The 19,042-nt window shown below is 69.3% G+C and carries 20 protein-coding genes, 1 tRNA gene and 2 pseudogenes; 8 read left to right on the forward strand and 15 right to left on the reverse strand.

The features are described from left to right. The first annotated feature begins 58 nt into the window (after nt 1-58). Entirely contained in the window at nt 59-1,594 is a 1,536-nt protein-coding gene (locus G3I54_RS32030; protein ID WP_164619814.1) for an AAA family ATPase, read from the forward strand. 122 nt (nt 1,595-1,716) lie between these two features. Here the strand turns inward: G3I54_RS32030 and G3I54_RS32035 are convergent. From G3I54_RS32035 to G3I54_RS32055, 5 genes and pseudogenes are all read right to left on the reverse strand, one after another. Further along, a pseudogene (locus G3I54_RS32035) lies at nt 1,717-2,085 on the reverse strand (UTRA domain-containing protein); the annotation flags it as partial. A gap of 270 nt (nt 2,086-2,355) precedes the next feature. Continuing rightward, nucleotides 2,356-2,443: transfer RNA gene (locus G3I54_RS32040), tRNA-Ser, on the reverse strand. A 158-nt stretch (nt 2,444-2,601) separates the two neighbouring features. Then, nucleotides 2,602-3,030, reverse strand: a complete 429-nt coding sequence (gene tadA / locus G3I54_RS32045) for a tRNA adenosine(34) deaminase TadA (protein ID WP_164619886.1) — start codon at nt 3,028-3,030, stop codon at nt 2,602-2,604. A 167-nt stretch (nt 3,031-3,197) separates the two neighbouring features. Then, nucleotides 3,198-3,752, reverse strand: coding sequence for a hypothetical protein (locus G3I54_RS32050; protein WP_164619888.1), 555 nt, complete (start codon nt 3,750-3,752; stop codon nt 3,198-3,200). Between the two features lie 241 nt (nt 3,753-3,993). Further along, nucleotides 3,994-4,245: a hypothetical protein gene (locus tag G3I54_RS32055; protein WP_164619816.1), complete on the reverse strand. Its 252-nt coding sequence runs from the start codon at nt 4,243-4,245 to the stop codon at nt 3,994-3,996. Between the two features lie 102 nt (nt 4,246-4,347). On the opposite strand from G3I54_RS32055, the gene upp reads away from it, so the two are divergent. Next, nucleotides 4,348-4,983, forward strand: coding sequence for a uracil phosphoribosyltransferase (upp, locus tag G3I54_RS32060; protein WP_018513622.1), 636 nt, complete (start codon nt 4,348-4,350; stop codon nt 4,981-4,983). Between the two features lie 112 nt (nt 4,984-5,095). Here the strand turns inward: upp and G3I54_RS32065 are convergent, their stop codons facing one another. The 4 genes from G3I54_RS32065 to G3I54_RS32080 all read right to left on the reverse strand — a co-directional run bounded on the left by G3I54_RS32065 (nt 5,096) and on the right by G3I54_RS32080 (nt 8,773). After that, on the reverse strand, nt 5,096-5,698 hold the full coding sequence (locus G3I54_RS32065; protein ID WP_164619890.1) for a LytR C-terminal domain-containing protein: 603 nt from the start codon (nt 5,696-5,698) through the stop codon (nt 5,096-5,098). Nucleotides 5,699-5,948: 250 nt separating this feature from the next. Then, nucleotides 5,949-6,245 carry a type II toxin-antitoxin system VapB family antitoxin gene (locus tag G3I54_RS32070; protein WP_003967677.1) on the reverse strand — a complete coding sequence of 99 codons (297 nt, stop codon included), beginning with the start codon at nt 6,243-6,245 and terminating at the stop codon, nt 5,949-5,951. Between the two features lie 186 nt (nt 6,246-6,431). Continuing rightward, on the reverse strand, nt 6,432-7,970 hold the full coding sequence (locus G3I54_RS32075; RefSeq protein ID WP_164619892.1) for a M28 family metallopeptidase: 1,539 nt from the start codon (nt 7,968-7,970) through the stop codon (nt 6,432-6,434). A gap of 158 nt (nt 7,971-8,128) precedes the next feature. Then, nucleotides 8,129-8,773 (reverse strand): HhH-GPD-type base excision DNA repair protein, encoded by a 645-nt coding sequence (locus G3I54_RS32080; RefSeq protein WP_164619818.1) that lies wholly within the window; start codon nt 8,771-8,773, stop codon nt 8,129-8,131. 166 nt (nt 8,774-8,939) lie between these two features. Between G3I54_RS32080 and G3I54_RS32085 the strand changes: the two genes are divergently transcribed. Beyond that, nucleotides 8,940-9,119, forward strand: a complete 180-nt coding sequence (locus G3I54_RS32085) for a hypothetical protein (RefSeq protein WP_239144676.1) — start codon at nt 8,940-8,942, stop codon at nt 9,117-9,119. A gap of 22 nt (nt 9,120-9,141) precedes the next feature. Here the strand turns inward: G3I54_RS32085 and G3I54_RS32090 are convergent, their stop codons facing one another. Together G3I54_RS32090 and G3I54_RS32095 are read right to left on the reverse strand one after the other, a co-directional pair. Beyond that, nucleotides 9,142-10,536: a DUF6596 domain-containing protein gene (locus G3I54_RS32090; RefSeq protein WP_239144677.1), complete on the reverse strand. Its 1,395-nt coding sequence runs from the start codon at nt 10,534-10,536 to the stop codon at nt 9,142-9,144. Continuing rightward, on the reverse strand, nt 10,419-10,826 hold the full coding sequence (locus tag G3I54_RS32095; protein ID WP_164619820.1) for a YciI family protein: 408 nt from the start codon (nt 10,824-10,826) through the stop codon (nt 10,419-10,421). Before G3I54_RS32095 ends, G3I54_RS32090 begins: the two co-directional genes overlap by 118 nt. 348 nt (nt 10,827-11,174) lie before the next feature. Between G3I54_RS32095 and cbiE the strand changes: the two genes are divergently transcribed. The 4 genes and pseudogenes from cbiE to G3I54_RS32115 form a co-directional block, all read left to right on the forward strand. After that, the gene (cbiE, locus tag G3I54_RS32100) at nt 11,175-12,413 is read left to right on the forward strand and encodes a precorrin-6y C5,15-methyltransferase (decarboxylating) subunit CbiE (RefSeq protein ID WP_343240482.1); all 1,239 of its coding nucleotides are present in this window, start codon (nt 11,175-11,177) and stop codon (nt 12,411-12,413) included. Further along, nucleotides 12,410-13,159 carry a precorrin-4 C(11)-methyltransferase gene (gene cobM, locus G3I54_RS32105; RefSeq protein ID WP_164619824.1) on the forward strand — a complete coding sequence of 250 codons (750 nt, stop codon included), beginning with the start codon at nt 12,410-12,412 and terminating at the stop codon, nt 13,157-13,159. Before cbiE ends, cobM begins: the two co-directional genes overlap by 4 nt. A gap of 108 nt (nt 13,160-13,267) precedes the next feature. After that, complete coding sequence (locus tag G3I54_RS32110; protein WP_164619826.1) at nt 13,268-14,041, forward strand: class I SAM-dependent methyltransferase; 774 nt, start codon at nt 13,268-13,270, stop codon at nt 14,039-14,041. 32 nt (nt 14,042-14,073) lie between these two features. Beyond that, nucleotides 14,074-14,271, forward strand: a pseudogene (locus G3I54_RS32115) (hypothetical protein); the annotation flags it as partial. Nucleotides 14,272-14,298: 27 nt separating this feature from the next. Here the strand turns inward: G3I54_RS32115 and G3I54_RS32120 are convergent. The 3 genes from G3I54_RS32120 to G3I54_RS32130 all read right to left on the reverse strand — a co-directional run bounded on the left by G3I54_RS32120 (nt 14,299) and on the right by G3I54_RS32130 (nt 17,365). Next, nucleotides 14,299-14,997 (reverse strand): nucleotidyltransferase domain-containing protein, encoded by a 699-nt coding sequence (locus G3I54_RS32120; protein WP_164619896.1) that lies wholly within the window; start codon nt 14,995-14,997, stop codon nt 14,299-14,301. A gap of 92 nt (nt 14,998-15,089) precedes the next feature. Beyond that, nucleotides 15,090-16,070, reverse strand: a complete 981-nt coding sequence (locus G3I54_RS32125; protein WP_164619828.1) for a VOC family protein — start codon at nt 16,068-16,070, stop codon at nt 15,090-15,092. A 116-nt stretch (nt 16,071-16,186) separates the two neighbouring features. Next, complete coding sequence (locus G3I54_RS32130) at nt 16,187-17,365, reverse strand: epoxide hydrolase family protein (protein WP_164619830.1); 1,179 nt, start codon at nt 17,363-17,365, stop codon at nt 16,187-16,189. Nucleotides 17,366-17,459: 94 nt separating this feature from the next. Here G3I54_RS32130 and G3I54_RS32135 point away from each other — a divergent pair, with 94 nt between their 5' ends. Then, nucleotides 17,460-18,035, forward strand: coding sequence for a CGNR zinc finger domain-containing protein (locus G3I54_RS32135; RefSeq protein ID WP_164619832.1), 576 nt, complete (start codon nt 17,460-17,462; stop codon nt 18,033-18,035). A 154-nt stretch (nt 18,036-18,189) separates the two neighbouring features. On the opposite strand, the gene G3I54_RS32140 is transcribed toward G3I54_RS32135, so the two are convergent. Continuing rightward, nucleotides 18,190-18,984: a maleylpyruvate isomerase family mycothiol-dependent enzyme gene (locus tag G3I54_RS32140; RefSeq protein WP_164619834.1), complete on the reverse strand. Its 795-nt coding sequence runs from the start codon at nt 18,982-18,984 to the stop codon at nt 18,190-18,192. Nucleotides 18,985-19,042 lie beyond the last annotated feature (58 nt).

Genomic DNA, 19,042 nt, shown 5'->3' on the forward strand with positions numbered 1-19,042 from the left:
ATGACTGCGTCGGTGCCTTAGAATGCCAACCTATTCCGCAAGCATGACGGGGGAGTCCGTGATCTTCACTTCCATTGAAGTGTCAAACTTCAGATCCATCGCGGAAAGCGGTACCCTGCCACTAGGCCCGATCACGCTTATTATCGGCCGAAATAATACGGGAAAATCTTCACTCCTGCATGCAATTTATCTACTGCAAGAAGGTTCCCAATTTCGAGAATCAGACATTCGAGTAGGTGAAGAATCCTCCCGAATTCTACTATCTTATCAGGGTGACATTCCTCTGCCGGTACTGCGAAATACGCAATCGCCGGGAGGGGTAGCGGAAAAGCATATCCAATTAACTCTGACAAATTCTGGGTCTCAGCTTAACGCAGCCCAGGATGGCGGCGGCTACATTATCGGACTGGCTCCGGGGAAGGTTCCTGATAATGTCATCTACCCCGTTTTTGCTGGCCGAGTACAAAGGGCCAGCGCAGGGCAAGTCGATCGTCAAAGCATGCTCGCCGTATGGCCGCACGACGGAAACATTGTCGCGCGTGTTGCCTCGCTTGCCACGGCCCAGTTTGCAGAAGCGGTGCAATTTCGTCAGCTATGTCGAGATGTGCTGGGTTTCGAAATCAGCGTAATCCCAGGGGATCATGGGCAACACCTCGGAATGCAGGTTGACAGGTTTAGCAGCATCAATATCGATTCAATGGGTACAGGTGTAGCTGCCGTACTGAATCTCATTGTTAGTCTCTGCGGTGCGAGAGGGAAGCTCTTTCTGATCGAAGAGCTGGAGAACGACCTTCACCCGTACGCTCTGAAAGCATTGCTCGATGCCATTTTGGCGGCCAGCGAGTTTAATCAGTTTATCATCAGCACGCACAGTAGTATCGTCCTAGCAAAGCTTGGAAGCTTGGAAACATCGGTTGTTCTGCATACTTCAACAGATGAACAGATTCCTCCCTCCACCTCATACGAGGTTGTTTCTACACCAAGCCGTAGAGTGGACGTACTGCAGGAACTAGGATACGAGATCTCAGACTTGCACCTGAGTGACGGGTGGATGATTTTCGAAGAGTCGAGCGCTGAACGATTGGTACGCCAGTACCTAATTCCGTGGTTTGCCTCAGGGCTGCGTGGTATTCGCACTGTCGCTGCGGGTGGTACAAGCCGAGTGGAACCCATCTTCACCGACTTTGTCGAAATGCTTCTCTTTGCACACCTTGAACCCATGTATAAGGGCAGGGCGTGGGTTGTCGTTGATGGCGATGACAGCGGTGTGGAAGTGATCTCTAAATTGAGTCAAAAATTTCAAGATTGGCCGAGCAGTCGGTTCAATTCTTGGGAGAGCGAGAGGTTTGAGGACTACTACCCAGAAGTATTTCAAGATAAGGTTCAGGAAGTTTTTTCCATCGAAGGAAAGGCGGATTTGCGGAGGGCTAAGAAGGAGCTCTTGGACGAGGTGCTTGACTGGATTGAAGCTGACGAGGTCGTTGCGCGTGCTGAGTTTGAGAAGAGTGCCGGCGAAGTAATTGCATATCTATGTTCGGTTGAAACAGAGTTGGCCAAGCTTGGAAGGCCCAAGGGAAATCGGACGGGGAATTGATATGGCGTTCGGGAATGCCGATACTTCAGCTTCTCTTCAGGGCACCCGATCGCGAGGCAGCTGGCTGGTGGCTCCCGCGAAGACGATCAGGGGAAACCTTCCGCGCCAGTACAGGCTCATGGTCACGTTAGCCACGCCCAAGTGAAGTCGTACGCCCAGGCGAAGCGGCTCGCGGCGTGAATACCGATGGTGAACTCCACTACGGTCCCATCGGCGGCGCACCCGGTCCGACGGAGCTCTGCAACCCACTCACCGGGCATCGCCTGCAGGAGCTCCGCTTTCTCCGACGCTGCGGCGCGCGCGAACAGTTGCTCCCGCATGTGGTCGATCTCGTATCCCGCGTCCTAGAGCACGCGATATCCGCCGCCCGTGCCAGCCGGACCCGGCGTCGGGTCGATAAGCCGTATTCCTTCAACGTGCTCGGGGTGGTAGTAGCTGGTGAGGATGTGCGTCGGCTGATCCCCCTCCTTATCGAGCCGCGCCCGTGCTACATAACGCGGGTGTGGCAACCCGGACGGGCGGAAGGCCGGGCACTGCCCCCCCCTCAGCGCAAACCGTCGGCACCCAGTCGCACGCCGTGCTATCAGCACATGGTCGACACCGGGCGTACGGGCATGGTGCGGCAGGTCGACGGCCTCATCCGGGAAGCGGCTGGCTGGGGGGCGATGACGGCGGGCCCGCCGGGGGCGCTCGTACCGGCCGGCCGAGGCGGAGGACAAAGCAAAGGGCCCGGTTCAGTGAACCGGGCCCTTCGTCTACAGCGGTAGCGGTGGGATTTGAACCCACGGTGACGGGTTACGCCACACTCGCTTTCGAGGCGAGCTCCTTCGGCCGCTCGGACACGCTACCGAGAGAGAGCTTAGACCATCCCGGGGCGTGGACAGAAATCGGTTCTCGGGGGTGGGGCCGCAGCCGGTCCGGCGTCGGGGCCGTGCCCGGTCGGATGGCGGGGCCGTACCCGGTCGGGCGTCGGGGCGTAGCCGGTCAGACCGCAGGCCCGTACCCGGTCAGAGCGTGCGGAAGAACGCCGTCAGCTGTTCGGCGCACTCGTCCTCCAGGACGCCCGCGATGACCTCCGGGCGGTGGTTCAGGCGGCGGTCGCGGATCACGTCCCAGAGGGAGCCCGCCGCGCCGGCCTTCTCGTCGCGGGCGCCGTAGACGACGCGGGCGACGCGCGACTGGACCAGGGCGCCCGCGCACATCGTGCAGGGCTCCAGGGTGACCACCAGCGTGCAGTCGGTCAGGCGCCACTCGCCCACCGCCTCGGATGCTCGGCGCAGGGCCAGGATCTCGGCGTGCGCGGTCGGGTCGCCGGTGGCCTCGCGTTCGTTGTGGGCGGCGGCGAGCTCGGCTCCGTCGGGGCCCAGAACGACGGCGCCGACCGGCACATCGCCGGCCGACGCCGCCTGCGCGGCCTCGGCCAGGGCGCGGCGCATCGGTGTCTTCCAGGGGTCGCGTACGGGGTCGGGCTCGGGTGCGCGTACAGGACCCGGGACGGGCTCGGGTGAGGGGTTCGGCGGTCGTGCGATCACCCGCGGACCCTAACGGACGGGACAGGTGGAGGAAGAGAGGGAGGGAAGGAGGGGCGCGCGCAACGGCCGGCCTAGCGGACCGACTCCAGGACCTCCGCCGCTCCCACTGCCTCCGCGATCTCCGCGAGTGCGTCGGTCTGCAGGGTGAGCAGCTCCTTCTCGGACATCCCGAGGTCGGCGAGGACCCCGAGCTCACCGATCGGCCCCGCCGGAACGGCGTCCGGGTCGGGGGCGTCGTCGTCCGGGTCGACGGCCGCCGGGGCGGGCCGTTCCGGTTCGCCGTCCTCCGTGCCGTCGAGGTCGACGAGCTCCTCCAGGGCGGCGATCTCGTCCCCGGCCCCTGGTTCGCGGCCGAGCATTTCGTCGGTGAGCAGGATCTCCCCGTACGAGGAGCGGGCGGCGGCGGACGCGTCCGAGACGTAGATTCGGGGGTCCTCCTCACCGTCCACCCGGACGACGCCGAACCAGGCGTCCTCCTGCTCGATGTAGACCAGGACCGTGTCCTCGTCCACCGAGGCCTCCCGGGCCAGATCCGTCAGATCGGACAGGGTCTCCACATCGTCGAGCTCTGTATCGCTCGCTTCCCACCCGTCTTCGGTGCGCGCGAGCAGTGCGGCGAAGTACACCGTGACTCTCCCACTGGTCATAGGCGAATCGGTCCGACGGGAGGGCGAACGGTGATCCGTCCGTCCTGAGCCCCGCCCAATCGGCATCGTGGCAGAAACAAGCGCCGTGCGAGACCTCTTCGACCGTTGCGTCGGCCATCAGTTCCAGGAGTGCCTGGTCGGCCCTCTCCCTGACGAGCCGATCGGCGAGGGGGTGCGCCGGTGGTACAGAGCGGCGTGCGAGAGGGCCCGGGAGACCGTCTCACCAGCGGAAAGTGCGCATCCGCATCTGTTGCCGCATACGGGCGGCGCGGGCCCGGCGCGGCTGCACCCGGTCGCGCAGCTGCTTGGCCTCGTGGAGCTCGCGGAGGAACTGGGCGCGTCGGCGGCGGCGGGCCGCATCACTCTCCTGCGCGTCCTCGACGTCAGCCGTCGCACCTGCCACGCCCTCGGCGTCGCGCCCGTCGCGCGGCCCGCCAGAGGCCTGGTTGCGCCGCAGTTCCCCGTCAGCCATCGACACACCACCCCAGTGCTGGGTCCGTATGCCCCCACCTTCCCCCCGAACAGGTGGTTGATGCCAGCGCAGAGTGCCGGACGGCACGGTTACTGTTGACGCATGCGGATCCACGTCGTCGACCACCCGCTGGTGGCGCACAAACTCACCACGCTGCGCGACAAGCGCACCGACTCCCCGACCTTCCGGCGGCTCGCCGACGAGCTGGTCACCCTCCTCGCCTACGAGGCCACCAGGGATGTGCGCACCGAGCAGGTCGACATCGAGACCCCGGTGACGCCCACGACCGGGGTGAAGCTCTCGCACCCCCGGCCCCTGGTCGTCCCGATCCTGCGCGCCGGTCTGGGCATGCTGGACGGCATGGTGCGGCTGCTGCCGACCGCCGAAGTGGGCTTCCTCGGCATGATCCGCAACGAGGAGACCCTCCAGGCGGAGACGTACGCGACCCGGATGCCCGAGGACCTCTCCGGCCGCCAGGTCTACGTCCTGGACCCGATGCTGGCCACCGGCGGCACTCTCGTCGCGGCCATCCGCGAGCTGATCAAGCGCGGTGCCGACGATGTCACCGCCGTCGTCCTCCTCGCGGCGCCCGAGGGCGTCGAGGTGATGGAGCGCGAGCTGGCCGGCACCCCGGTCACCGTCGTCACCGCCTCCGTCGACGAGCGGCTCAACGAGCACGGCTACATCGTGCCGGGCCTCGGGGACGCGGGCGACCGGATGTACGGCACGGCCGAATAGGGCCGCCTTTCCCGCGATTCTCGCGCCCCGTTCCGGCGTCGTACGGTCTCACTCTCGTACGGTGCCGGGGCGGGGCGCTTTCGTGTGCCCGGGGGTGGGGGCGGGACGAGGTTCAGCAGGAGGGGGAAGGCGCGGGGGCCGGCTTCGTCAGGGCCGTCATCGCCGCGGTGGCCTCCTGCGGGGTGCTGAACGCCTTGAACTTCGCCCCGAGGATCAGATCGACCTCGCCCGTCTTGCGGGTGTCGGTCTTCTGCACCGTGCCCGCCAGCTGGGTGCCGAGCACCGTGAAGCTGCCGTTCGTCGCGGTCGGTGCGCCGAGCAGCACGCCCGTTCCCGGCACCTTCTTGTCGTACTCCTTCGACGCGTTGCCCACCTCGCCGATGGTGAAACCGCGCTTCTTGAGCTCTTCGGCGGCGGTTTTGGCCAGCCCGCTGCGCGTCGTCGCGTTGTAGACGTTGACCTTGATCGCGGCCGGTTTAGGCAGCGCCTTGACGGGGGCCGCCGACGGCTTCGCGGTGGGGCAGTCGCGCTTGTGGTCGGCCGCGCTGGCGCTCTTGTCGCCGCCGGTGAAGACGTCGATGAGCTGCAGAGTGCCCCAGCCGGCCAGGCCGAGGGCGACGACGGCGCCGATGCCGGCGAGGACCAGCCTGCGGCGGTGCCGGGGGCGGCGCATGCGGGGGTAGGTGTCGCCCGTGATGCGGTACTTTCCGCCCATGCCGGGGGGAGTGAGCATGCTCATGGACGCAGCGTAGTGCGACCCGGTGATGATGCGTACTAAATGATCAACGTATGGCACCCGGATGAGCGTGAAAGCACCCGAAAGCCCGAATCAGGGTCTCGGTGGGATGCGGAAACCCCGCCGACCCCCGTCGACCGTGTCGATCGCCGCCGGGCTCGTCGGAACGCCGGTGGCCAGTGGGGTGTGCGGTGCCTCGCGGCGGAGAGCGCGGGGTGACCGGGCGGCGTCAGCCCAGGTCGAGGACGCGGGCGTGCAGCACCTGGCGCTGCTGGAGCGCGGCGCGGACCGCCCGGTGCAGCCCGTCCTCCAGGTAGAGGTCGCCCTGCCACTTCACGACGTGCGCGAACAGGTCGCCGTAGAACGTGGAGTCCTCGGCGAGGAGGGTCTCCAGGTCCAGCTGGCCCTTGGTGGTCACGAGCTGGTCCAGGCGAACCGGACGCGGCGCGACATCCGCCCACTGGCGGGTGGATTCCCGGCCGTGGTCGGGGTATGGCTTCCCATTTCCGATGCGCTTGAAGATCACACGGAAAGCCTACCGGGCAAGGGCCACCGGGCGCAGCCACGGAACCTCACCGTGATGCGTCACGACGGCGGCGCAAAGGCCGTATAGCGCCGAATAGGGCTGGATACCAGGACAGGGGCCGTCAGACGGATATCCCCGATAACCCCGGAGCCCGGTACGCATTCCGTACCGGGCTCCGGGCGTCAGCTACCGCGCGACTCGGCCGTGGCCCTCGCGCAGGCCGCCTCCGCTGCCTCCGCTGCCCGGCGTACCGGTGCCGGTGCCGGTGTCAGGGGTGACCGGGCGGGTCAGCGAGCGCAGGTCGTGGGCGTACGTACCGACGGCGTTGGCGATCACGTCGATGTTGGTGTCGAAGTGGCCCATGTCGATGTTGTCCAGATCGTCGCAGGCCGCGTGGTAGCAGGGGTCGTACGCGATCCCCGCCTCGCCGCCGTACACCTCGGCCTGGGCCGCCGTCTTGATGCCCTCCGCCCCGGTGTCCGTACCGCCGGAGGGGATGCCGGCCTCGATGAACGGCCCGTAGTCCGAGCGGCCGGTGAAGTCCGTGCCCTCGTGCGGCTTGCCCTTGCCGTCGAGGAACTCGTTGATGTCACGCTCCAGTTGGGCCGAGCCCTCCGGGCCGGGACCCTCGCCGACCTCGTCGGAGTCGTCGCCGTCGAAGACGAACTGGACGCCGTTCGGCGAGGCGATCATGTCGAAGTTCAGATAGAGCTGGATCTGCTCGCGCTGCTTCTCGGAGAGCGCCTCGACGTACTTCTCCGAGCCGATCAGACCGTTCTCCTCGGCCGACCACCAGGCGAACCGCACCTTGTTGGCGGGGTTGCTCTTCGACTTCGCCAGTTGCAGGGCGACTTCGAGCAGACCGGCGGATCCGGAGCCGTTGTCGTTGATGCCGGGGCCCTCGGTCACCGAGTCGAGGTGGGCGCCGAGCATCACGGTCCGCGCCGCGTTGCCGCCGGGCGTCTCCGCGATGACGTTGCGGGTGGGGCGGTCCTCCTGGAGCTCGCGGATCTCGAAGGAGACCGTGACCTCGCCGCCCGCGAGGTCGGCGACGAGCTTCTCGCCCTCCTCCTGGGTGAGGCCGCCGGTCGGGATCCTGCCGGCGGCGACCTCGCCGAGGGTGCCGGACAGGGCGCCCTCGACGTTGTTGTAGATGACCGCTCCGGCCGCGCCCGCCTCGGCGGCGGCCGCCTGCTTCTCGGCGAAGGAGCAGGCGCCGCGCTTGATCAGCGCGATCTTGCCGGTGAAGTTCGCGGAGGCGTAGTCGGCGGCCTCGCAGCCCGGGGTCTCGTCGTCGGGCACGGCGAGGAGCTCTGCTGTCAGGCCGCCCACCTTCGTCGACGGCGTGTACGTCATGGCCTTGATCGTGACGTCGCGGGGCGTCGGCGTCACCACGGAGAGCTTTTCGGCCAGCGTCTCCGTGTAGGTGAAGCGGAAGCTCTCGTAAGAGACCTTGTACCCGGCCCGCTGGAGCTGGCGGTAGACGTACGCCGCCGAGGCGTCGTGGCCCAGCGAGCCCGCGGCGCGGTGACCTTCGGCGGAGTCGGCTATCGCCTGGAACTGCCGGAGGTGGCGGTGGGCGTCGCGCGCGGACGCGTTCCTCACCAACTCCCGTGACAGCTTGGCCGCTTCCTTGCCGGGGTCGTGCGGTGCGGGGCGTCCGGGGTGCGGGGACGCGGCCAGGAGGAGCGGTGTGGCCAGAGCGGTGGCGGCCACGACAGCCATGGCTCTGCGACGTGTTGCGTGCACAGGAGTCCTTCCGGTCCGAAACGGCTGAACGAATGTGCTGCGAAAGCTAGCGAGTGGCGTGACGCCTGTGAACCGGTGTGGCCGGTTCTGATCGGTCGGACGGGGGCGTCGGCCTGTTCCTGCGCATGTACGCGTCACTTCTTCCGCGCGGGTCCGGTCTTCTTCGCCGCTTTGGCCGACTTCGCCTTCTTGGCTGCCGCCTTGGCCTCCTGCTTGTACGCGCGCACCTCGACGAGCGACTCCGGGCCCGTGATGTCGGCGACCGACCGATGCGATCCGGCCTCCCCGTACGGGCCCGCCGCCTCCCGCCACCCCGTCGGACGTACGCCGAGCTGTTTGCCGAGCAGCGCGAGGAAGATCCTGGCCTTCTGCTCGCCGAAGCCGGGCAGCGCCTTGAGCCGTTTCAGCAGCTCGTCGCCGGTCGTGGCGGTCCGCCACACCGCGCTCGCGTCGCCGTCGTACTCCGCCACCAGGAACTGGCACAGCTGCTGCACCCGCTGGGCCATGGAGCCGGGGTAGCGGTGCAGGGCCGGTTTGGCGGTGAACAGTTCGGTGAAGGCGTCCGGGTCGTACGCGGCGATCCGCCCCGCGTCCAGGTCGTCGGTGCCCATCCGTTCCGCGAGGGTGTACGGGCCGGTGAACGCCCACTCCATCGGCACCTGTTGGTCCAGCAGCATGCCGACCAGAGCGGCCAGCGGGCTGCGGCCGAGGAGCTCGTCGGCCTCCGGATTCTGGGCGATCCGCAGGGTGATGTCCTTGCCGCTGTCGCTCGTGGTCATGCTGCCGATCATCGCGAGCCCGGCGGACGACGGCGACCGGGGCTGGGCCGATGGCCTCTTCCCTGTCGGCCGAAGGGAGTAGCCGGAGGGTGTGGCGTACGGGAGCGGGCGACGGGAGTAGTCGACGGGAGTGAGAGGGGTGCCGTCCGTGCCGCCGGTACGGATGATGAATACCGAGGTGTTCTCCGGGACGTCGGCGCGCCAGCAGACGTTCGAAGAAGTACGGGGTTCGGACACCGTACGGGCCCGGCTCACGGTCGACGCGGCGTACGGCTCCGGCTCCGGCTCCGGGGAGGACCGGCGTACGGCGGTGGCGGAGATCGAGTTCTTCGGGCGGCGGGAGTGAACTCCGTTTGCCGGGGTGGTCCTTATGTGGGCAGCCGCCCCGCCCGCATCCGCAGATAGCGGGCCTCGGGTTCGCTGAGGGTGGCGTCGGCGGCCGCGTGGTACGCGGTGCGGGCGGCGGCCGGCTCCCCGGCCCGTTCCAGGAGATGTCCGCGTACGGCGTCGAGGCGGTAGGGAGGCTCCACCGTTCCCGCCAGCGCGTCGACCGCCGCCAGGCCCGCCCGGGGCCCGTGCACCATGGCCACGGCCACCGCACGGCCCAGCGCGGCGGCGGGGTCGGGGGTGCGGCGCACGAGGAGGTCGTAGAGGGCGAGGATCTGCGGCCAGTCGGTGTCCTCGGCGCGTTCCGCCTCGTCGTGCAGGGCGGCGACGGCGGCCTGCAGCTGGTAGTCCCCGGCGGGCCCCTGGGCGAGCGCCTCCTCGGCGAGCGCGGTGCCCTCGGCGATGGCCGTACGGTCCCAGAGGCCGCGGTCCTGTTCGTCGAGCGGGATCAGCTCGCCGTCGGGCCCGGTGCGCGCCGGGGTGCGCGCCTCGGTGAGGACCATGAGCGCCAGCAGCCCGGTTACGCGCCCCTCATGGGGGAGGAGCCTACGTACGGCCCGGGTGAGCCGGATCGCCTCGCGCGCCAGGTCCGTGCGGTGGAGGTCGGGGCCCGCGGTGGCGGTGTAGCCCTCGTTGAAGATCAGGTAGAGGACCTGGAGGGCGGCGGCGAGCCGCTGGTCGCGGTCCTGGGCGTCCGGCTGCCGGAACTGCGTACCGCGCACCGTCCGCTTGGCCCGGCTGATCCGCTGCGCCATCGTCGCCTCCGGCACGAGATGGGCGCGGGCGATCTCCGCCGTGGTGAGGCCGCCGACCGCGCGGAGAGTCAGCGCGATCTGCGCGGCGGGGGAGAGCGCGGGGTGGCAGCAGAGGAAGAGGAGGGTGAGCGTGTCGTCCTCGGAGGGCGCCCGGCCCTGACCGGAGGGGCCTTCGCCGGGCGGCGGGGCGACGAACGCGTCGGCCGGGGTGAGGGCGGCCGCCGTCTCCTCGCGCCGCCGCCGGGCCTCGTCGCTGCGCAGCCGGTCGGTGAGGCGGCGGGAGGCGACCCGGATGAGCCAGCCGCGCGGGTTGTCGGGGATCCCGTCCTTCGGCCACTGCTCGGCGGCCGCGATCAGGGCCTCCTGGACGGAGTCCTCGGCCGGGTCGAAGTGCCCGTACCGGCGTACGAGCGCGCCGAGGACCTGCGGCGCGTGGCGGCGCAGCAGGTCCTCGATGCGGTCGTCGGTCGTACGGTCCGCCCTCAGTGGTCGCTCCTGTCGAATCAGTCGATCCCGCCACCGATGGTCCGGATGAGCACCGGGTACTCGGGCGCACCGGCCGGCTGCGGACAGCGTGCCACGCGGGCGGCGATCTCGGTCACCCTTTCCAGGCTCTCGCATTCGAGGATCCAGAACCCGGCGAGCAGCTCCTTCGTCTCGCTGTACGGCCCGTCCGAGACCACCGGCCGCCCCTCGGCGTCGACGCTCACGGCCCGCCCCTGCGCGGGCTCCGTGAGCCCGTAGCCGGTCACCAGCTCGCCCGACTCGGCGAGGTCGTCGTTGATGCTGCCCATGTAGGCGAACATCTCCTGCATGGCCTTCTCGTCCCAGGCCGGACTGTCGGGGTTCCCTTTGCCGGCCTGCGCGTCGTAGTCCTTCTGGCTGCCCTGGACCATCACCAGATACTTCATGACCGTCGCCTCCTGGTCGCTCGTTCGCTCCGTGGTCTTTCTTCCTCTTGCACAGGGGACGTCGGGGCCGGGGCGGGTTTCTCGACACCACGCGCGGTTCTTTTTCGGATTCACTCCGGATGCGTCGCCGGATTCACCCGCTGGAGGGGTCGGAACGGGGCGTTCAGTAAAGTTCGGCTGCGCCTCGTTCCCGCTCGTCAGACCCGTTTTCCCCGCTCCGAACCACTGAGGTCCCGGCCCGTGCCCCCACCCACACCTCCGCCCCCGCCCACACCTTCGCCCCCGCCCGCACCCGCACCCGCGTCCCCGGCCGCGCTTCCGCACCCCGTCTCCGTCCCCGTCTCCGTCGTGGGGATCGGTGCGGACGGTTGGCCGGGCCTGTCCGGTACGGCGCGGGAGGCGCTGCGGGAGGCGGAGGTGCTGATCGGCGGGGCGCGCCAGCTGGACCTGCTTCCGCCGGAGTGCGCCGGTGTACGGGTGGGCTGGCCGTCCCCGCTGAGGCCGGCCGTCCCCCGGCTGCTCGCCGAGCACCGGGAGCGCCGGATCGCGGTGCTGGCGAGCGGGGACCCGATGTTCTACGGGATCGGGCGGGCGCTGGCGGAGGAGCTGGGGCCGGAGGGGCTGCGCGTGCTGCCGCACCCGTCCTCCGTCTCGTACGCCTGCGCGCGCCTCGGCTGGCCGCTGGAGGACACGGAGGTCGTGACGCTGGTGGGCCGCCCGGCGGCACGACTGGCGGCTTCGCTGTACGAGGGCCGCAGGCTGCTGGTCCTCAGCGCGGACGCGAGCACGCCCGCCACGGTAGCCGCCCTCCTCACGGCCCACGGCTTCGGCCCGAGCGTCATGCGGGTCCTGGAACAGCTGGGCAGCGAGGCGGAGGCGCACGCGGACGGCATCGCGGAGAGCTGGGCGCACGCGCCCGGGGACCGCCTGAACGTCATCGCCATCGACTGCCGGGCGGCGGCGGAAGCGCTGCGGCTCGGCACGGTCCCGGGTCTGCCGGACGAGGCGTACGAGCACGACGGCCAGCTCACCAAGCGCCACATCCGGGCGGCCACGCTCGCGACCTTGGCGCCCGCGCCCGGAGAGCTGCTGTGGGACGTGGGCGGCGGCTCCGGCTCGATCGCGATCGAGTGGCTGCGGGCCCATCCGTCCTGCCGGGCGGTGAGCGTGGAGCGGGACCCCGTACGGGCGGAGCGGATCACCCGTAACGCGGAGCGCCTGGGGGTCCCGGCGCTGAAGGTCGTCACCGGCCCGGCCCCGGCGGCACTGTCCGAACTGGCCGAACTGGAGGCGCCGGACGCGGTGTTCATCGGCGGCGGGCTGACCGCGCCGGGCCTGCTGGACGCGTGCTGGGAGGCGCTGCGGCCGGGGGGCCGGCTGGTCGCGAACACGGTGACGCTGGAGTCGGAGGCGCTGCTGGCCGAACGGCACAAGGCGTACGGCGGCGAGCTGGTCCGCCTGGCGGTCGCCCACGCCGTCCCGGTCGGTGGCTTCACCGGCTGGCGACAGGCCATGCCCGTGACGCAGTGGTCGGTAACCAAGCCCTCGGGCTCCGGGGCACGTTCGGACAAGGGAGATCGATCATGACGGTGTACTTCATCGGCGCGGGCCCGGGCGCTGCCGACCTGATCACGGTGCGCGGCGCCCGGATCCTCGCCGCCAGCCCGGTCTGCCTGTACGCGGGCAGCCTGGTCCCGGTGGAACTCCTGGCCGAGTGCCCGAAGGACGCCCGCCTGATCGACACGGCGAACCTGGACATCGGCCGGATCACGGCGGAGCTGATCCGGGCCCACGAGGACGGCCACGACGTGGCGCGGCTGCACTCGGGCGACCCGTCGGTGTTCAGCGCGGTGAACGAACAGATGAAGCGCCTGGACGAGGCGGGCGTGCCGTACGAGGTGGTCCCCGGCGTCCCCGCGTTCGCGGCGGCGGCCGCGGCCCTGAAGCGCGAACTGACGGTCCCGACGGTCGGCCAGACGGTGATCCTGACCCGCATCGCGCAGCGCGCCACGGCGATGCCGGAGGGCGAGGACCTGGCCACGCTGGGCCGCAGCGGCGCCCTGATCGTCCTGCACCTGGCGGCGCGCTACGTGGACCGGGTGGTCGAGGAACTGCTCCCGCACTACGGGGCGGACTGCCCGACGGCGGTGGTGGCGATGGCGTCCCGCCCGGACGAGCTCGTCCTGCGCGGCCCGCTGGACTCGATCGCGGAGCAGGTGAAGGCGGCGGGGGTGATCCGGACGGCGGTCATCATGGTGGGGCGGACACTGGGGTCGGAGCAGTTCCGGGACAGCTATCTGTACTCGGCGGGGCGGGACCGGGGGGAGTGCTGAGGGGCGGGGTGCCGGGCCTCCAAGAACAGGAGACCAGGTTCGATCGCGTACGGGTGAATACGGCGAGAGTCCCGTACTGATCACCATGGTTGGGCCAGTCTGTCGGCTGTGACCTCGACTTCCCCGACCACGGGGCCTGACCGCTGGCACCACTACGGAGCTGCAGCCTCGAACAAAAGCCGTTCCGTCGGCCGCTTCTACTGGGACTGGTACCAACGGATCGGACCCGGGGACGAACTGCTGGGCGACCTCACCGGTCGCACCGTCGCGGAGCTGGGCGCCGGAGCCGGTCATCAGGCTGCTTATGTGGCGGCCGAGTTGGGAGCTGCGCGGGTCGTCGCGATCGACAGCTCAGCCGCTCAGCATGCCCGCAGCAACAACGTCTACGGAGACGTGTGCGGCCTGGACTTCGTCCTCGACGACGCTGCCGCCTACCTCCGGGCCCACCCGGGCAGCCTCGACGTCGCTTACAGCGTCTTCGGCGCACTCGACTTCACCGACCCACGGGCCTTGCTCCCGGCCGCTGCGGCGGCGCTCCGGCCCGGTGGGTTCCTGGTGTTCTCCACGCTCGCGCGCTACCGAACGGGCGCGCCACCCGAGACGCAGTGTCGACCCGCCGACATCGCGACCCGTATGCCTGATGGCGGTCCCGGCACGATGCAACGGTGGGTTCTGGGGGCCTCGGTATGGGGGAAGTTGTTGGACGAGCACGGGTTCGACCTGGTTGATTCCGACACCGTGCACGACCCGGGGCCCGATGGCGGGGCGCCGGTGGCCACCAGCCTCTTCCGGGCGAGGAGGCCGTCACCCTGGCCCGAGCCTCCGGATCCGGGTATGTCGCCCGTGAACCCCTGGGCCTGTGCCACGAGTTCGGCCACTTGAGCCGCGACCACCGGATGGCGGAGCTGGAGGCGAAGATCAGCGGTGGCAGTGCTTCCCGGCTTTCGCGTGAACAGCGCGGGCGCTTCGTCGCGATCTGCTGGACAGCCCAGATGTTCAAGCACTTCGATGAGCCGAAGCCGGGCTACGTCGCGGACTGGCCCGGTCTCCCGGTCTGGCAGCAGGAGACCGACGCCGATATCTTCGACGCCATCGAGAAGGCGCTCGGCTGACGTCGAAGGAGACCCGGGTTTACCGGCTCACCGGATGGCGTACCCGTCCCACAGGGCGCCACCGGACCGGTCCAACACCCCCGCCACGACCTCCGCGAAGGCCTTCGTGTCCCCGGTGATCGCCTGCGCGGCGGCTTCTGACAGCGCGCGGTGTACCTCGGGGGCGGCTGCGGCCAGCCGCCGTGAGAGCCATTTGCCTTTGCCGAGCCAGTGCCCGCCGGCCAGTAGGACCAGCTCCGAGGCGCGCTGCAGCATGTGCGTGACCAGGTACACCCGCTCCGCGGGATCCGTGCAGCCCCGTAGGTCGTCGAGCAGGTCGGTCAGGATGTACCGCTGGTAGTTGTGCTCGTGCTCCGAGAGCGGCGGCGGGCCCGCGGCCCAGCGCGTGCGTGCCTCGTCCTGGAGCGCGGCGCCCAGCCCGTCCGTGTCCACCAGGAGCAGGCCCTCGGCGCACATGGCGAGCAGCGGTGAACTCCGCTTCGCGGTCTCCTGGTCGGCGAAGCTGTGCCAGCGGGCCTCTGTCTGTACGAACAGCTCCACCGGCCAGCCGCGATATACGAGGTTCTCCCGGCCGGCGGCGGACGGGTCGTCCAAGAGAACCACGATGTCCAGATCGGACGTGGGTGTTCGGCGGTCGGTCAATACGCTGCCGGCAAGGAAGGCCGCCCGGGCGGCGGGAAACCGGTCCCGCACCAGTTCGCGGGCTGTGAGTACGGGGTCGTCCATGATCGCAGCGTACGTGCCGGCGTCGGTGCCGTACGGGAGCGGGTGCTTCTGCTTCTCCTCGACTCGCAGGTCGTCCACGGACGCATATCGAGTTATGCCGAACGGAAGATGACGGCTGCGCCGAGGGCCGCATCCGCCGGTACGAACGTGTCGCCCGACGGTGTCTCCCGCACCGGGAGCCCGTTGCGGCGCAGCAGGTCGCGGGTGAGGGCGAGGTCGTGTACGGCGACGGTGTAGCCGACGAGTGCGGGGAGCGCCGGAGGGTGTTCGCCCGGTAGGGCCGTCGCCAGGGCCGAGCCTGGTACGAGGGTCAGCGCGGCGCCGTCGAGGTCGAAGACCCGAGCAGGGCCCTCCTGGCGTGCCGGGCGGCCGAGGTAGGTCTCGTACCGGTGTTGCGCTGTCGGCAGGTCCTGGTCCTCGACGCAGAGCATCGCTTCGACGAGGTCGGCAGCGCCGTTGGGGTGGTCGAGGAGGCGGGCGCCCTGGATGTCCGGGTCGAGGTCGGCCACGAGGCCGACCCGGCCTTCCGGGGCCGTGCCCGGGCGGCCACCTGGCTCCTGGGCGTCGATCTCCAGGTAACGGACCGTCTCCACAGGGGTTTTGGCGCCCTCGGGTGCCGCTCGCCGCACCGTGTTGACTCCGCCGTGCCGTACACCGGCGGCGGTCAGACGCGCGGCTGCCTCGTCGATGGCGGGCGAGGAGAACATGAGGATGTGCAGGCCCTGGAAACGGTCCAGGCACGCGGCCAGGTTGGCGCTGGTCTCGCCGATCCGTTCCATGAGCAGGGGCAGCACCTCGGGCGGGGCCTGCAGAGGAACGAGGCGGGTGTCGGTCGGCAGGCGTCCGGTGTCGCCGTCCTTCACGCGGGTCGCGAGTTCCAGGAACGAACGCGGGAAGTCCGCATGGGTGTTGGCCGCGCCGAAGGGTTCGGGCTCGCCGCCCTCGTGCCGGGACATCGCCGGGCAGCTGGGCGGGGGTACGAGGAAACCGAGCCGCTCGTAGAGGCCGATCGCCTCCGTCATGTCCTCGACGATGTGGCCCACGTGGTGGATGCGAGCGGTGTCGGGTCCCATGAACGGCACGGTACGGATGGGCTGCGGAGGCGGTCAACTAGCGCGAACAGCAGGGGGTTTCAGGTGTTGGTGGGGTGAGCGCGCGGGGAGTCGCCGTTCCTCCCGGCCGGCCGCGTTCACCGATCGGCTGCCGCCGCCAGTACTGCCGCCAGGCCCTCCCGCAGGTCTTCGACGAAGTACTCGGGAACCTCCAGCGACGGGAAATGGCCCCCGGCTTCGGGCGACCTCCAGTGGACGATCCGGCGGAACCGCTCCTGTGCCCAGGGGCGTGGGCTCTTCTCGATGTCGCGGGGGTACACCGTGATGGCCGACGGTACGTCGACCCGGAGTTCGGGGTCGAGTGAGTTGTGGCTTTCGTAGTAGATACGGGCTGCCGACGCGCCGGTGCGTGTCAGCCAGTACAGGGTGACGTCGTCGAGGATTCTGTCGAGGGAGATTTTCTCGAACGGGCTGTCCTCGGTGTCCGACCATTCCGCGAACTTGTCGAGGATCCAGGCGAGTAGTCCCACCGGTGAGTCGACGAGCGAGTAGCCGATGGTCTGCGGGCGGGCCGCCTGCTGCTTCGCGTACGCCGCGCGGTGGAGCCAGAAGTCTCGGGTTTCCTCGGTCCACCTGCGCTCTACCGCCGTCAGCCCGTCCGTGGTCAGCCCGGGTGGTGCCTGCGCGGTCGTCGTGTGGATGCCGAGCACGTGCTCCGGGAACCTGCCGCCGAGGATCGTGGTGATCACGCCTCCCCAATCGCCGCCGTGGGCAACGAACTTGTCGTAGCCGAGCCTTTTCATCAGCTCCACCCAGGCGGCCGCGATCTTTTCCGTTCCCCACCCGGTGGTGGCCGGTCTGTCGCTGTAGCCGAAGCCTGGAAGGGACGGAACCACGACGTGGAAGGCCGGTGTGTCTGCGCCCTTCGGATCTGCGAGTTCGTCCACTACGTCGATGAACTCGGCAATGCTGCCCGGCCAGCCGTGCGTCAGGATCAGAGGAGTGGCATCTGCGCGGGCGGACCGGCGGTGCAGGAAGTGGATTCCCAGATCATCGATGGTCGTGCGGAACTGGCCGATCTGGTGGAGGCGCTCCTCGAACGATCGCCAGTTGTATTCGGTGCGCCAGTAGTTCACGACGGCGATCAGGTCGGTGAGGGGTACGCCCTGTTCCCATCGGAGGGGGCCCGGTCCGGCGCGGTGGACCGTTTCCGTCTCCGGCAATCGTGCCGCGGCCAGTCGTGCGCGCAGATCGTCGAGGTCGGCGTCGGTTGCGTGGGCTTCGAATGCGTGCACGTCGCTGGTTGGACGGGTCATGAGACCTCCTGCCATCGTGGAACCGCGTCTTGGAACCGTCTAAGACGGTTCTAGCAGTGGCCCCCGCCGCGCTGCAACCACCTAAGGTGGTTCCATGCGTGATCGGTTTCCTGATTTCCGCCTCGGCAGCGTGCTGGCGACCAGCTTCACGGGGACTCTGTCGGAGCGGCGTGGCGACCCTGTCGAGCGGATCCCTGTGCCGCAGCGACTCGTCGACTGGCTGGCGGTGAACGGCCTCGCCGTGGACTCCTGCACCTCTGCCCAGCTCGACCGCGCCCGGGAGCTGAGGGAGTCGATCCACGCCGCTGCGACCGCGGCCGCGCTCCAGGACGCTCTGCCCGCGCCTGCCGTCCAGGTCATCAACGACTTCAGCGCTCGGGGTCGGGCAGCGGCGATCCTCACGCCCGAGGGCGAGCGGCGTTGGCGACTCGGCTCGGCCTCCGGCGTGGAAGACGCCCTCGGCGTGATCGCCGCCGACGCGATCAGCATCATCGCGGGTGAGCGCGACGGAAAGTTGGCCCTGTGCGCGTCGCCGACCTGCCGAGCCGCCTTCTTCGACACCAGCCAGAGCCGCACCCGTAAGTGGTGCGACATGAACACGTGCGGGAATCGTCAGAAGAAGGCACGCTTCCATGCCAATCAGCGGAGAAACTCCGGATCGGCGATGTGATCGACAGTGCCACCGTCAGGGGCGCGTTGGGCGACATCGAGGATGTCGCCGGCCATGGTGTGCGCTCTCCGGCCACGGGGGAGAAGCGCCGGTTGGATCTGGCCACGCAACTGGTGGACCTGGCGTGTGCCGTGGCGTCCGTCGACGGGGCAGGCTACTGCTCCGGGTCCCAGGCCACCAGCTGATCGAAGATGCGGCCGTTGCCGTCGATCTTCAAGGAGTCGAACGGAATGCGGCCGTAGAAGCCGAGGACCAGTTCGTTGGCCGTGCCCCGGGCGGAGGCGTCGGCCGCGTCGGGCTGCTCGTCGGCAGTGGGCGCTGTGCCCGGTTCGGGCAGGCGGTCGAGCCGTGCGCCGTCGGCGGAGAGCCCGTTGCGCCAGGAGCGGCCCTCGGTGGCGTGGTAATCGACATGGGCCGGGTCGTGCGGCCAGGCGACCGTCGTCGTGCAGATGGTGGTCAGGAACTCCTCGACGCCGTCGAGTGCCACCTCGTCCGGCAGCGGCTGCGGGGCGCCCACGGTGAGTTGGGCGTCGTAGGTGTGCACCGCTATCTCGTGGAGCTGGTGCCGGGCGACGGCACCGCAGGTCCGCGGCGACTGCGACTTGCCCCACCAGGTCCAGCAACCCCGGTCGGGGCCGGCCTCCCGCAGGGCGTCCAGCATCTCCTGCGTCGACGCGGCCAGCCAGGCGAGCAGGGCCTCGCGGTCCCGGGGCGCGGACGGGTCGCCCTGCGGGGCGGACTTGGCCGTGGCGTCAGGTCCTGCGGCGATGGTGGCGGCCCAGGCGCGGCGCCCCTGGCCCAGGTGCTGCACCAGATCGAACAGCGTCCACTCGGGACAGGTCGGTACCCGAACATCGAGGCTGGGTGCGGCGGCGACCGCGGCGCGGAAGGCGGCTGACCGTTCGTCGATGAGTCGCAGCAGGTCAGGGAAGTCCAGAGTGGTGTGCACGCCGGATGTCTATCACTGTGCCCCGGGCGACCGCATGCGGATTACGCGTGCCGTCAGG

The sequence above is a fragment of the Streptomyces sp. SID14515 genome, from assembly GCF_010548505.1.
Lineage (GTDB): Bacteria > Actinomycetota > Actinomycetes > Streptomycetales > Streptomycetaceae > Streptomyces > Streptomyces caviscabies.